The organism is Bacillus sp. AP50 (assembly GCF_040492675.1).
Lineage (GTDB): Bacteria > Bacillota > Bacilli > Bacillales > Bacillaceae_G > Bacillus_A > Bacillus_A cereus.
In genome coordinates, this window is record NZ_JBEUTW010000284.1 from 1 (window position 1) to 14,419 (window position 14,419).

Below are 14,419 nucleotides of genomic sequence, written 5' to 3' on the forward strand. Positions count from 1 at the left end.
GCAAATGTTTGAAACCGGTGGTTGCATTATACTTCGATGCAAATGAAATAACATTTTTATATATAAGGACAACCATTGTAAATTTCAGAATTTTCTATATATTTAAAGGTTATCTCCCAAACAACCTCGAATAATTGTACTACATATACATAAGGAGGGTGATCTATTTTGTTTCGTTCCTTTACAAATGGTTGCGTCGCCTTAGTGCAACGCTTCTTGCCAGAACCGTTTATTTTATCATGTTTACTAACTGTTTTTGTTATCTTCTTTGGTATGTTTGCGACTCACCAAACCCCTGTAGAAATGATTAATCACTGGGGTAATGGAATTTGGGGACTCCTCGCCTTTTCTATGCAAATGGCACTTGTACTCGTGACTGGATCTGCTTTAGCAAATGCTCCTCTTATTAAAAAGGGATTAACGAAAGCTGCCAGACTACCAAAAACGAATGGACAAGGCATTATTGCCATTTCAATTGTAAGTTTACTTGGTGCATACATAAACTGGGGCTTTGGAATTGTTGTATCTGTTTTATACGCAAAAGAAGTGGCAAGGCAGCTGGACGGATTAGATTATAGACTAGCAATCGCCTCTTCTTACTCTGGGTTTCTCATTTGGCATGCCGGTCTTTCTGCCTCTATCCCTCTTACGTTAGCAACAGGCGGTGAAACGTTAATTAAAACGACTGCTGGAAGTATTAAAGAGGCGATTCCAATAACAGAAACGTTATTCTCACCATACGCTCTCGTTCCAGTTATTATTTTTCTCATTACGATGCCTCTCATTAATAAGGCGATGCATCCAGATGAAAAACATACGATAACTGTAGATCCTAGCGTGTTCCATGAAGAAGCCGCTGCTCAAGAAGTAGAAAAAAATACATTCGCTGAAAAGATGGAAAATAGCATTATTATTACACTTTGCGTTGGATTGTTAGGTCTCATTTATATTTTCAATTACTTTTATACGAAAGGTTTTAACCTTACTCTCGATATCGTGATTTTTATGTTATTAATTGCAGGTCTTATTTTCCACCGTACTCCGATTCAGTATATTCGCGCTTTTTCAGACTCTACGAAAAGTGCTTCTGGCATTTTACTTCAATTTCCGTTTTACGCAGGAATTATGGGCATGATGATTGGAGCAAATAGTGAAGGACTTTCACTTGGAGGAGCTATTTCTAATTTCTTTATTAGCATTTCAAATGAAACGACTTTTCCGCTCTTTACATTTTTAAGTGCTGGCATTGTTAACATTTTCGTTCCATCTGGCGGCGGTCAATGGGCTGTGCAAGCACCAATTATGATTCCAGCTGGCGCTGAACTTGGTGTACCTGCTGCAAAAACAGCAATGGCAATTGCATGGGGCGATGCTTGGACGAATTTAATTCAACCTTTCTGGGCATTACCAGCATTAGCGATAGCTGGTTTAGGTGCTCGTGACATTATGGGATTTTGTGTTGTGAACTTACTATATGCGGGTTTTATCATTAGTCTATGCTTCTTATTTATTTAAACGAAAAGCTAGTTTTATACTAGCGTTTTTACATAATAAATCACTTATTTCCCATGCAATTTATAATCTTCTCCCACTCTATCTCCGTAAGATGTAATGACTCAAATGCAAAAAAATCTTCGCAAATTTTTCCGATCAAGTGTGGATGTTCACTCAAAAAATTCCACTGTAACGCTTTAGGAAGAAAATATGTTTCATATTCTTTACTTCCCCGTACTACCTCATCTACTTCTCTTTCACAAATTCCTCTTATTAAATAATCATTTCTTAACTCTATTTGAATTTGCTGAAATGTTTCGCTACATTTTTTCAATTGAAGTAAACGCGTAACATACTTCCGAAAAAGTTCGCCATCATACTGAACACAGTTTATAATACGGTCGACTTCATTCATAATGTACGAGCCTTTTCTTCTATTTGTAATAACCATTTTTCACGCTTTGATACTTTACTCTTTTTCACAGATTGAAACACTGACCGTTTTATATTGCGAATGCCACAAAAACGTAAAACACCTCTCTTCATCATAATCCAATCTGCTGATCGATATAACAATGCGACGTACCATAGGGGCGAGTCTAACTTATTAATAACCCATGCTTTTTTCCCTTGCAATAATCCTTTCGGCAGAGCCCCTTCATATTTATAAGCAAATCCAGCTACGAAAATACGATCGATAAATCCTTTTAAAATTGCTGGCATCCCCCACCACCATATTGGATAGATGAATAAAAGTGTATCTACTTCTTCTACTAACGTTCTGTACCGAGCTGTTTCTTCTTCATTTACTAAATCACGTCTTTTCTTCTCTTCATTTAAATACGAGGACTGGATCAAATTGTTCTTTGTATAAATCAAGCAGCGTAACTGAATGATTTGTTTCCGGTAGTCCTTTTTGCACATGATTTAAAATCGCCGCGTTAAAACTTGAAGGATTAGGATGAGCGTATACAATTAGTACGTTCACTACATAACAACTCCCTCTATACGTTAAAGTTTCCCCTTCTTTAACATCTTCTCTACAATTTGTACGTTTTTCGAACTTTGCAATAATCGATTCAATAATATAAGTAATTCTTCTTTTTCTAAATCTTTCAGTTTCTCTTTAACTGCACTCTCACCAGCACCTTGAATATCATAAACAACTGCCGCCATATGCTTACAAAGATTTTCATATGGACATTCGCAGCTACTTTCTGAAAAATCTTCGAGATCGATAACTACTTCATAATTTCCTGCATTTCCAGTAACGAAAGCAAACACTTTTTTATCATGTATTTCAACATCTTCTACATGTCCATCTTCATAATATTCATATCCCTTATCTACAATGTACTTTGGGATCCATTTCGTTATATCTTTTAATAAGTAAGCGTACATAATTGTACCCCTTCCTTTAATTCCCTTTTGACTTCAAAAATCCTGTATGTTATTCTAATAACTGTCAAATAGCAAGTCTATATGACAAAACGACTGACACCTATTCGGCGAAGGTGTCTCTTTTCATTTGCAGCCGATATGAATTGCCTCTTTCAGGCACATTCAATTTTTGACACTACACACTCAACACCATTCCCTGTATCAGGCTGCTTTAGCAGTCTTTTACTCTACATACTCCGTTATTTTAAGAAAAAAAGAGAGCTTAGCTCCCTTTTCTCGCCTTATACAATACCCCTTTTTCAGCATAGAGATATTCATCAGCTAATGTAATTTTCCCATCCAGTTTTAGTTCGTCTAATAATCTTGATAAATAAAATTGATGCAACATCTTTTTCGTGAATTTTCCTTCATGATGCGAAACGATATGTTCTTGAATATCTAACAATGATATCGGCTTATCTTGCTCTATCATATATTCATAAACTGTACTACGCAGTTTTACGTATTTTTCGAGTGTCACAGTAATGCGCAACCCCTTTCTTCTTAATATAAATTTTCGTAATCGGTTTTTTTGCAATAAAAAAACCTCTCCGATAAGAAGAAGTTACGTATATATCTTCGTCTTATCTCCCAGAACAAATATGTTCTGCTGGAATTAGCACCTGCATCGCGGTTGCTGGGTTTCATCGGGCCAGTCCCTCCACCTCTCTGGATAAGAAAATATTCACTTAATTCTTACTATACGTAATTCCACTTTAATTGTCAAATAAATATAACAAATTATATTTTCTTCCTTACTGTTCATACTACCCATATACGAACACGCAAGGAGGATTATGAAATGCATCAAAATGCTCGCGGATATGTACAAGATTCTTTTCAATCATTACAAGAAGCTAAAAATTGTTTAGAAGAAGCGCTCGAAACAGTTGAAAAAGATTTTAATCGCGCTCGTATTGAACAATCACTTTATGCTGTTGAACAAGCTATTCAACGTTGCGAGTACACCGTTCACATTTTAGAAAAAGATTAAAAACTTCCCATCAATTGATGGGAAGTTTTTTCAAATGGCATACTTCATAATTATTGCCGTTATGATTAAAAAATATACAGAATTAGCAATTTCTAAAATTCCTACTTTTATAATAGAAATTTTTTTGCCATACAACACAATTGCTCGAATGGCACTTGGTATAAAAATAAGAGAACACCAGGGATTAATCACAAATATGATTATTGTTAATACGATATGATATCCCCAAGATATAAGACGATACTTCGGGTTATTTTTTTCACGAATCATCGTTTTCACATAGAACGTACTACCTAAAAAGTATAAAAATGAAATAAGTGCAATGAATATAGCTGTATGATCGATTTGCTTCATTGAAAAGTAATAACTAATTAATCCACCGATACAAAACACAATAATCGCACAAATATCATTTAATAGTGCTCTTTCATTTTTTTGACGAGCGTAATACATATTCACTATAAATAATGGAATCATTACTATTACGAATAAAAGAATTCGCCACTCATATAATAAAGAAATCATCCCAAATAGGAACGCAATGCTGAAATAAACAATGGCAGCTTGTAAAAACTTTTTTTTTCGTCTTTGCTTTATGTATGTAAGAAATGGATACGTGGCTAAATAGATAAAAAACCACGCTAAAAACAATGGAATATGATAAATAGTAGGTTTCCCAAGTATGACACTTAATAAAAAAGGAATAACAAGCATAGCCCATGCACCATGTTGCTTCGGAATAACTAACTTCATTAACTATACACCTCCCTTTTGAAAGAAGTTCTCACCTACCATTATACAAATAATTTTATATAATAACGGATGTATATTAAATCGATTTTTTGACAAAAAAATGCTCCTTACAATATGTAAGAAGCATGAAAGAGGCAAACGAATATGTAAGTCGCGACCCTACCTTATATGAGTATGCTTTTCTATGTCACGTTATGCTCATCTAATATACCGTATTTCTTTTTAAATCTTGTAAGAATCGTAATCCATGAAGTACTAAATAGTAATAAGAAAATAACATTCGAAATCGCATGGCTCAAATCAAAGTAAAAACTTGCGATATAATACGAAATGACAGTTTCCCATGTTGCTTCTCGTATAAAACCGAGAAGACCCCAGAAATTCATAATCCAGCCAAATAAAAAGCCAACAATTACTCCGTAAAGAAGTCTTCCCCATAGCTTTTTCATAAAAAATGTATTACGAAGTAGACCTGCTATAAAACCAATCATGCCCCACGAAAACATTTGCCACGGTGTCCACGGACCTTGTCCTAAAAAAATATTAGATACAATTGCTGCTGTAGCACCAATCATAAAACCAGTTTCACTTCCAAATACAATTGCAGAAACGATAATGACAAAAGAAGTTGGTTGTACACTTGGTAAAATAGAAAATGGCACCCGGCTTACTGCTGCAATTGCCGCTAATACAGCAACGAGAACAATTTCACGTGAAACAAACGCCTTTCTTTCAAAACGGATATAGAAAGGTAACATAATAACCGCTAATATAAACAAACTACTTAACATGTAATAACCGTCCATGACAAGTGTCGTAAGGAGTAATGTGCCGATTATTACTGCAAAGATACATATTATGAATGCAACATATCTTTTGGACAAGCTTCGTACACATCCTCCCACGTTAATGCATATGGCAATTCTTTTCGAATGAATCGGTTAATAGATGTTGTATAAAAGAAGTTGCCGCTAAAAAATTCTTTCGGTGCATCATTCATAATGACTGTTCCATCAAATAACATCATACATTGATCAACGTATTTCGCTGCAAACTCAATATCATGCGTTGCCATTACAATTGTTGTACCTTCTTTTTGTAGCTTCCTAAATAGCTCTCCTACTCTTTCTTTCTTCCATGGATCTAATCCCTTTGTCGGTTCATCAAGTAATAATAAAGTCGGCTTTGATAATAACGTTGTACATAATGCAAGTAATTGTTGCTCTCCCCCGCTACAATCATGCGGATGGCGTTCTTTAAGCGAGTACAACCAAAACTGTTTTAGCGTATCTTCTGCTATTTCTTTTCCTTGTTCTCCATATAATTCACGCGCACGTTCATAAACCTCGTCCCATACTGTATCAAATGTAAAATGGTAATACGGATGCTGCGATACATACCCAATACTTTTAAAACGTTCTTTCGAATCAATTTTATGTATTACTTTTCCGTTCCACTTTACTTTCCCTCTTCTCGCTTTTTGTAATCCTGCTAAAATCGTTAACAGTGTAGACTTACCTGTACCATTCTTCCCAACGAGTGCTACCCATTTTCCTTTTTCAATCGAAACTGATAAATCACGTAAAATAAGCGGACTATTTTTTTCATATTGGAACGAAATATGCTCTGCGCTTAAAATTACCTCTTGCTTTTCACTTTGTGCTATTGGCTCATTTACATATGATATCGCTGTAAAATCATTCATTTTCATTTGCGCCTCTCGCACTGTAAACGGAATATCTCTCACATTCCACTCTAAAAATAGCCTTGGAATTTGCGGAATAAATGGACGGAATGATTCTACTCCCCACATATCCGTAATAACAATTTTAGGACTACCATCATACATAATACGGCCATTATCTATACAAACAACGCGTGTTGCAAGCTGGATAACTTCATCTAAACGATGTTCACTTAAAATAATCGTAATTCCAAGTTCTTCATTAATCCGTTTTAATAATCCTAAAAACTCTTTTGCAGCGATTGGATCTAACTGCGCTGTCGGTTCATCTAATAATAGCAATTTCGGCTGCATAACTAATACCGCAGCTAAATTAACAAGTTGCTTTTGCCCACCAGATAACGTGTGAACAGATTGATGCAATAAATCTTGAAATCCTAAAAAGCTAATAAGCTCTGCTATTCTTTTTTGAATAATATGTGATGGTAATCCGATATTTTCTAAAGAAAATGCTAATTCTTGAATCACTGTATCCATAACGATCTGGTTTTCTGGGTTTTGAAATACCATCCCAATTTCTTGGGCAGATAACAAATCAGCTACTTCCTCTATTAAAACACCCTCATAAAATATCTCTCCAGAACGCGTACCAATTGGAAGTAACTCCTTTTTAAAATGTTTTAATAACGTCGTCTTCCCAGATCCCGATCCTCCAGCAAGTGCAATAAACTCACCTTTTTGAACAGAAAGAGAAATATGCTGTAACGCATATTCGTTTTCATCAGCATATACAAATGATAAATTGTTTATTTCTGCATGCGCCACCATATCCATTCTCTCCCTTCCATTATGATTGGTAAACTAATAAACATCGTAAATACGACAAACATCATCCCGTCGTATTGTTGAAATAGAATCGATTCGACTTTCGGATAAATAATCAATTTCCCTCCGCCATAATTACTACATATAATAGCAGCTATAAATAGAATGATTAAATAACTGAGCGTATACCAGTCACGCCTTTCCATTCTATAGCGAATATACGTCGTACGCTTCGTTACACCAAATCCACGAGCTTGCATAGAATCTGCCGTTTGCAGTGCATCTTCTAATGAACAAATTAATAATACTTGCAGCAATTGCATACCATTTTTGACGCGTTCAATTATCGAACCTGAATCTACCTGCACACCTTTCGTCTTTTGAACGAGTGTGATTTTCTTTAATCGCCTTATAAACAAAGGAACAAATCTCACTGTAATCATCGTTAACAATGCAACTTTCGGTGAAATTCTTGAAAACAAATATAAAAATTTATGACTGGAAATAATATCATTGTATGACGCAAACGTAAACATAACTGCAACTAGTAATAACCCCATTACTATTCCAAACATAATCGCCTCAAGCTTAATACGGCTATCACCTAACCAAAATAACGTAGTTCGACCTCTATGCGTTAATAACGAATTAAATAAAATTACCATAAAAAAGAAAACAATTGTGCTCGGTAGCATCTTTCTTATCTTTTCGCTATTTCCTTGCATCACATTTAACATAATAATTAATACTATTGCTCCAATTAAAAAAAGAGGATGAAGACACATCATACATAGTATCATCACCCCGATATAATAGAAAAAATTCACAAAAGGATGTAAAGAAGAAAAACTTATTTTCATAGCCCTTTACCGAATGCCTTTCTTATTGTAATACGTATACCCACTCAATTGTATCTCCTGGTTTTACCGCAGCTACACCAGCACTATGGTTTGGAAAAGCACCGTTCACACGATATTTCCATCCACTAGTATCCGCAATATCTTTTTCATATAAATCATTAATACCTTTTACATAAATACTATCTCTAGATCCGCTTGCATCAACATCTAATCCTGTACGTTGTAATACTTTATACACAGTATCGCCATCTTGTACATCCATCTTTTTCGCACCCATTATATATCCGTTATTTCCTTTTACCGAGATTGTTACTTGTTTTGCTTGCGGTTTCGGTACTGGTACTGGATCTGGTTTTGGTGGTTCAGGTTTTGGTACTGCCGGAGTCGGTATCGTTTTCTCCGCTTTATTCGGATCTTCTTTTTGCTCCTGCTTCGGTGTTTCTTTCGGCTGATTCACAACCTTTGCTTCTTCTTTTACTCCTGATGCTTTCGGTTGTTGTTTCTCTTCTTGTACTTGTTGCTGCTCTGGTTGCTTATTTACAGCAGGTTGCTCTTTCGGTTGTTCCTGTTGTTTCTCTTCTTTCTTTACCTCTGGTTGTGCCTGCGGCTTTTCCTCTTTCGGCTTCTCTTCTACTTTTTGTTCTTGTTTCTCTTTCTGTTCTTCTTGCTGCTTTTGCTCTGATTCAGCTTGCTTTTCTTCTGCTTTTTCTTCTGGCTTCGCTTCATCTTTTTGTTCTTCTTGTTTCGCTACCTCTTCTTGCTTCGGTTCTACCTTCTTTTCAGGCTTTACAGCTGCCTCTTCACATCCGGCAAGTAGCCCGAGCGAAAGCAGTAAAGAAATGAACCATTTCACCTTACTCATCCTATCTCTCACCTTTCATACGAAAATTAGGAGCAAATAATTGCTCCTAATTTTTTGTTAAGCTGCTTTACGTCTCCATAATACATATGCAGAAGCAATACATAATACACCCATACCTACTTCTGTTGCTGGACTATGAGAAGATGCTCCTGTTTTTGGTAGACTGTTACCGTTTCCGATTTTTTTATTCTTAACCGGTTCGTTATCTACAACTACTTTTAGATTTTCATCTTTTGTTTCTTGTTGTACTTGTTTTTGTTCTTTCGGTTCTTCAGTAACTTCTTTTTCTACTACATTATTTTCTGGTTCAACGACCTTTTCTGGCTCTTCAATCGGTTTTGGCTTAATTACATCACCAACGTCTACATTAGACCAATCATAAATAGATTTTCCCATTTCCTTAAATTGAAGTAATGCTAAAAGAGCCTGTTCTGTAGCCATTCCGTTACCATTTTGATCACTTGGTAACCATTTAAATTCACCATTTGAAAGTTGATATGATAATAGGTTTTGCATTGCCTTATGAAGACGGTTTTGATCTACATCTTTAACAAGCGATAATCCAATAATTGCTTGCGCAGTACTATTTGAATTTTCTTGTCCATCAGCTGAAAAACCACCATTTTGCAGCTGTTCGTTATATAAATACGCAACAGCTTTTTGTATAGCTGGTTTCACATCTGATCGCTCTTGATAAGGAGCTAATGCTGATAAAACCATACCTGTTACATCAACGCTACTAGCACTATCTTTACTACCTGAACTATTATAAGTCCATCCACCGTCTGTATGCTGATTATTTAACAGTGCTTCCACTAGAGCAACTCTGTTCCATTTTGATTCAACTGGAATCTCATACTTCTTCGTATCAAATGCAAGTAAAGCAAATGCATAACCTGTAACTGAATTCACTTTATCTGACTCATACAATTTTTGAACTAAATTATGTCCACCTACATTTTTAGGGTCTGCACTCATTGCATTCATCATAATAATTGTTCTAGCTAAATCTGTCGCTGAAAAACGATTAATGCGCTTTTCTACTTTTTCAGTTACTGACTTAACATAATTTAATTTTGCCTCAATTGGCACATTCTTTCCAGAACGAGAAAGCGCTACAGCTACCCAGTCACTTTCAATTCCATCTTGTAACATCTTATCTGATGTTTTAGAAATGGCTTCGTTTAATTGTGCACTTGGAACTTGAATGTTCTCTTGCTGTGGTTGTTCTGTTTTTTTATCATCTTGACCTTCTGGTTTTGGATCAACTGTCGGTTTACCATTTTCACCTTCCGGTTTTGGATCGACTGACTGTCGGTTTACCATTTTCACCTTCTGGTTCTGGTTCTTCTGTTTTGCCACCGTTAGGTTCTTCTGTTTTACACGTCCCGAACTTATCTAACGTTTCTTTCAATGTTTCCTGGCTTATATTGCTCCAGTCTGAAACAAAGCGAAAGACAACAACATCTCCAGATTTTAATTTATAACTATCTGCTCCGACTTCTGCAGACTTATCATTTACATCATACAGCCAAGCACTTGTAGCCCCGGCCATTAAACCATCGATGCCTTTTACATATGTTCCAAACGACATCGTTTCAGATTCTACCTTGTCCCCCATGACCTTTTGCAGCAAACTTAAAGCTGTTTCCCCATCTTTAATTTGCTCTTCTTTCGGACATAACATTATGCCTTTTTGTGATTCCCCAATAATTGCAAGTTTTGCTGTATTTTCTTCAGCAAACGTAATATGTACTGTATTCGCAAAAGAAACAAATACAAGTGTCACTGCCATTAACGACGTAAGCAGCCACTTTTTCAACATTGCCATCCCAAAATTTCCTCCCTTACTACCATTTACACAAAAAAAGGCCCTTCAAGGGCGTGCGATTGACACTCTCTTTTTGTAAGTGTCGAACAAAAATGTACAACACCTCCTACCCGCATTATTCGCGGCTATATTTGTATAGGAAAAATAATTTTGTTTATGAACGTATCATTGTGATAACATTCACTTTTCTTGGCACAACTTACTTCCATTTAAGTTATCGTAAAACGATAAACCTATACATTCTGTAAATTTTAAATTTCTGTATTATTTTACTATTGACAAAGAATTTTGTCCATGCTTTATCGGATTTATTTTCTAAGAATAATAACTTATTAACTCTTAACTATGTAAACTCTTTTCACTAATAATGACGCCATCTTCATCCGCATAGACATATTCATTTGGATTCCAATCCACTTGTCCAAAGTGCAATGAAATATTTCGTTCTCCTTTTCCTTCTTTCACACTTCTATTTGGCATCGTTCCTAACGCTAAAATACCAATATTAATATTCTTTAGTTCACTAGAATCACGAACATACCCATTCACAATAATTCCTGCTAGCTTTCTTTCTTCCGCAATAGCTGCCAAATTATCACCAAGTAACGCACAATTAGTAGACGCTCCGCCATCAACAACTAATACTGTTCCTTCTGGTAATGTTTGCAATCCTTCCTTCACTAGTACATTATCATCTTTCACTTTTACAGTTGCAATTTTCCCGTGGAATTGTTCTTTCTTCCCAAAAGACCGAAAAGACTGGCGACATATTTGTAATTCCTTTTCAAATTCATCACATAGATCTGTAGTTTTCCACATCTTGTTCCCTCTTTTCCTTTTTCTTTCTACATAAACATATTCTTGGCTTATTATCGTTTCCCTGTCTAATATTGCAATAATTTGTATGTGCGGGAAAAGGATACAAAAACTATTGCCTTAAGAAGCTACCTTTATTATAATCTATTTCACGGATCGAATTCAGAATATTAAAATTAATCAAGTGAAGAAGGAGGAATTTTATGCAAATACAAACTGAGGCAAAAAAACAACCTAGTAAACAAAAGTTTAAAATGCCTGATGCGTACGTACTACTATTTTTTATTGCTTTACTTTGCGCCATTGCTACTTATTTCGTTCCCGCTGGAGAATTTAAAAGAGTTACAAACGGGACCGTTACAACGACAATACCGGGAAGCTATCATTCTGTTCCACAATCACCTGTAGGATTTGTTTCTTTTTTTACCGCTATTGAAAAAGGAATGACACTTGCTGCTCCGATCATCTTTTTAATTTTATTTACAGGTGGAGCCATTGCCATTCTTGAAAAAACAGGTGCTCTTGACGGTTTAATCTATCATGTTATAAACAAATTTCGTAATCAGCAATTACTTTTCATTTGTATCGTTGCCGCACTTTTTTCTATTCTTGGAACGACTGGCATTATCGTTAATTCAGTTATCGGTTTTATCCCCATTGGTATCATCGTTGCACGCACATTAAAATGGGACGCTATCGTCGGTGTAGCAATTATTTATTTAGGCACTTATGCTGGTTTTAACGCTACTATTTTATCCCCCTCACCTTTAGGCATTTCACAAAAGATCGCAGAACTTCCGATGTTTTCGGGAATTGGTTTACGCACAGCTATCTATATATCTTTTTTACTTGCCACTATCCTTTATATTAATTGGTATGTAAAGCGCTTGAAAAAATCGAATAAAGGAAGTATTCTTGGCGACAACTGGTTTCCAAGTAACGCTCTTTCAAGCGAAAAAGAAGCAGAGAAAAAAGAAGTTCCTTGGACGATACGTCATAAATTAATTTTACTCGTTTCAGCTTTATCATTAATTGCATTTTTAATAGGCGCTTTTCGTCTACATTGGACGGACGCAGAAATGACCGCTACTTTTATTTTCATAGCAATTACAGCCGGAATAATAGGTGGCATGAAAGCAAACGATATCGCTTCTACTTTTCTAGCGGGCTGCCAAAATCTCATATATGGTGCTTTAATCGTCGGAATGGCTCGCTGTATTTCAGTCATTTTAGAACAAGGAAAATTACTTGATACAATCGTTAACCAGCTCGCACAGTCTCTTGAAGGACAAAGCCCTGTATTTGGCGTTATCGGTATGTACGTAAGTAGTGCTGCATTACATTTCCTTATTTCATCCGGGACAGGAGAATCGGTTATTTTTATTCCGATATTAGCTCCATTAGCTGATTTCATGCACATTACACGCCAAGTTACAGTACAGGCTGTTATGCTCGGCGAGGGTGTAGTAAACTGCCTTAATCCAACTTCCGGTGTTTTAATGGGCGTTCTCGCAGCAAGCGGGATTTCTTATGGAAAATGGATTCGTTTCATGGCTCCACTTGCACTCATTTGGTTTATCATAGGACTTGTTTTTCTTATTGTTGGGGTGAATATTGAGTGGGGACCTTACTAAATACTTAACTTGATAAATAAGTACTATCGTTCCATATAAATATCTATTCTATTTCCCTCACTAGTCCTATAAAAATCATTTATTCTAGTAAAAATATAAGAAGGGATTGATCATAATGATCAATCCCTTTTATCAAAATATAATACCTTTAAAGATCTTAGTTCCAGATTTTATTTACCCATTCAGGATGATCAATAAAAGGATTGCGGTTATGTTGATATTTTGTAAAAATCACTTCATTACGCTTTCGCTCTAAATCATCGACCGGGTCTTGTTCATTCCATTTTAATAAGACAGATAGTTTCCCCATGTATGGATCTTTATTGTTATTCACTTTTTCATTTAGTTCTAAATCTATTTCGCCGTTGTCTCCCTCGTAACGAACAGCCATATAAAACAGCATTCTAGCAATATCTCCTTTTACACTATCACGAGGTTCCCAAGAATCACTATCATATTTACATTCTGTCGCTTCAGAATGATTCACACCACCATTATCAAAATCCAGATTTCCACGTGAACTATTTACAGATACATCCGTCGCTCTTAAATGATGTAGATCTGTTCCAGGTCCTGCAGTCGTTCCAAAGTCACCGTGAGATTTTGCCCAAACATGCTCTCGGTTCCAGTTATTTACTCCTGATCCATTCGTAAGTTTTCCTTGCGAACGACCAGTATATAAGAGTATCACATTATTTTTATTATTTGGGTCCTCATCAGTATCTCTTAGCGCTTCCCAAACCGCACTGTATGATAGCTTTGTATGATTATCAATAATATTATGCAGTTCCTTCTTTAATTCTAAACCCGTTTTTCCTATTGCGTTATTATAATATGTATCGTCATAATTTTTCACAATAATCTCTTGTGCTGATGCAGAAGCTACTTCACCGTGTATAGTATCTGTGAATGATAGAGATGCAGAACCTAAAATAAAAAATGAAGACAGTGTAATCATAGCAATCTTTGTATTTCGAAATTTCATATACCCATTCCCCTTTAAAATATAATTTAAAGCTATTAACTAAAAAGTGCTTTCTAACCCCCAAAACCTTTTAGAAACCCCTACCCTTTTCTGTTTATTTAATACAAGACTCTATCCAGTCTGTATCACTTCTAAACTTTTTATTTATTCACATTCCAAACAATTTCACTTTTTACAAGGAATATCCTTCTCTTATAAAGATTATTAACATATTCTTTACAACTAAAAAGTAGTTTAATAT

The 14,419-nt window shown here is 35.6% G+C and carries 13 protein-coding genes, 2 pseudogenes and 1 riboswitch; of the genes and pseudogenes, 3 read left to right on the forward strand and 12 right to left on the reverse strand.

The window, feature by feature from the left end; all coding sequences use genetic code 11:
• The first annotated feature begins 168 nt into the window (after positions 1–168).
• Entirely contained in the window at positions 169–1,515 is a 1,347-nt protein-coding gene (locus ABWK52_RS19840) for a short-chain fatty acid transporter (RefSeq protein WP_000490009.1), read from the forward strand.
• Positions 1,516–1,555: 40 nt separating this feature from the next.
• On the opposite strand, the gene ABWK52_RS19845 is transcribed toward ABWK52_RS19840, so the two are convergent.
• The 4 genes and pseudogenes from ABWK52_RS19845 to ABWK52_RS19860 form a co-directional block, all read right to left on the reverse strand.
• Complete coding sequence (locus tag ABWK52_RS19845) at positions 1,556–1,909, reverse strand: group-specific protein (RefSeq protein ID WP_141530606.1); 354 nt, start codon at positions 1,907–1,909, stop codon at positions 1,556–1,558.
• A pseudogene (locus ABWK52_RS19850) lies at positions 1,906–2,482 on the reverse strand (NAD(P)H-dependent oxidoreductase). The gene ABWK52_RS19845 and the pseudogene ABWK52_RS19850 overlap by 4 nt, the downstream one beginning before the upstream one ends.
• Positions 2,483–2,505: 23 nt before the next feature.
• The gene (locus ABWK52_RS19855) at positions 2,506–2,895 is read right to left on the reverse strand and encodes an SWIM zinc finger family protein (RefSeq protein ID WP_088067362.1); all 390 of its coding nucleotides are present in this window, start codon (positions 2,893–2,895) and stop codon (positions 2,506–2,508) included.
• 262 nt (positions 2,896–3,157) lie between these two features.
• Positions 3,158–3,415 (reverse strand): hypothetical protein, encoded by a 258-nt coding sequence (locus ABWK52_RS19860; protein ID WP_000171476.1) that lies wholly within the window; start codon positions 3,413–3,415, stop codon positions 3,158–3,160.
• A 100-nt stretch (positions 3,416–3,515) separates the two neighbouring features.
• Positions 3,516–3,614, reverse strand: a riboswitch (SAM riboswitch).
• A 122-nt stretch (positions 3,615–3,736) separates the two neighbouring features.
• On the opposite strand from ABWK52_RS19860, the gene ABWK52_RS19865 reads away from it, so the two are divergent.
• Entirely contained in the window at positions 3,737–3,928 is a 192-nt protein-coding gene (locus ABWK52_RS19865) for a hypothetical protein (protein ID WP_000554032.1), read from the forward strand.
• A 30-nt stretch (positions 3,929–3,958) separates the two neighbouring features.
• Here ABWK52_RS19865 and ABWK52_RS19870 read toward each other — a convergent pair whose 3' ends face one another.
• The 7 genes and pseudogenes from ABWK52_RS19870 to rraA form a co-directional block, all read right to left on the reverse strand.
• Positions 3,959–4,681, reverse strand: a complete 723-nt coding sequence (locus ABWK52_RS19870) for a YwiC-like family protein (RefSeq protein WP_098541088.1) — start codon at positions 4,679–4,681, stop codon at positions 3,959–3,961.
• Between the two features lie 182 nt (positions 4,682–4,863).
• Positions 4,864–5,565, reverse strand: coding sequence for an ECF transporter S component (locus ABWK52_RS19875; RefSeq protein WP_000044907.1), 702 nt, complete (start codon positions 5,563–5,565; stop codon positions 4,864–4,866).
• Positions 5,538–7,199 carry an ABC transporter ATP-binding protein gene (locus tag ABWK52_RS19880; protein ID WP_141537332.1) on the reverse strand — a complete coding sequence of 554 codons (1,662 nt, stop codon included), beginning with the start codon at positions 7,197–7,199 and terminating at the stop codon, positions 5,538–5,540. Before ABWK52_RS19880 ends, ABWK52_RS19875 begins: the two co-directional genes overlap by 28 nt.
• Complete coding sequence (locus ABWK52_RS19885; protein ID WP_002101120.1) at positions 7,172–8,050, reverse strand: energy-coupling factor transporter transmembrane component T; 879 nt, start codon at positions 8,048–8,050, stop codon at positions 7,172–7,174. Before ABWK52_RS19885 ends, ABWK52_RS19880 begins: the two co-directional genes overlap by 28 nt.
• A 22-nt stretch (positions 8,051–8,072) precedes the next feature.
• Positions 8,073–8,912, reverse strand: coding sequence for a DUF4430 domain-containing protein (locus tag ABWK52_RS19890; RefSeq protein WP_098541092.1), 840 nt, complete (start codon positions 8,910–8,912; stop codon positions 8,073–8,075).
• A 57-nt stretch (positions 8,913–8,969) separates the two neighbouring features.
• Positions 8,970–10,743: pseudogene (locus ABWK52_RS19895) on the reverse strand (DUF4430 domain-containing protein).
• A 339-nt stretch (positions 10,744–11,082) separates the two neighbouring features.
• Positions 11,083–11,562 (reverse strand): ribonuclease E activity regulator RraA, encoded by a 480-nt coding sequence (gene rraA / locus ABWK52_RS19900; protein WP_000266038.1) that lies wholly within the window; start codon positions 11,560–11,562, stop codon positions 11,083–11,085.
• A gap of 200 nt (positions 11,563–11,762) precedes the next feature.
• Between rraA and ABWK52_RS19905 the strand changes: the two genes are divergently transcribed.
• Positions 11,763–13,193: a YfcC family protein gene (locus ABWK52_RS19905; RefSeq protein ID WP_001166973.1), complete on the forward strand. Its 1,431-nt coding sequence runs from the start codon at positions 11,763–11,765 to the stop codon at positions 13,191–13,193.
• Between the two features lie 157 nt (positions 13,194–13,350).
• Here the strand turns inward: ABWK52_RS19905 and ABWK52_RS19910 are convergent, their stop codons facing one another.
• The gene (locus ABWK52_RS19910; protein ID WP_000672182.1) at positions 13,351–14,178 is read right to left on the reverse strand and encodes an endonuclease I family protein; all 828 of its coding nucleotides are present in this window, start codon (positions 14,176–14,178) and stop codon (positions 13,351–13,353) included.
• Positions 14,179–14,419: the final 241 nt, after the last annotated feature.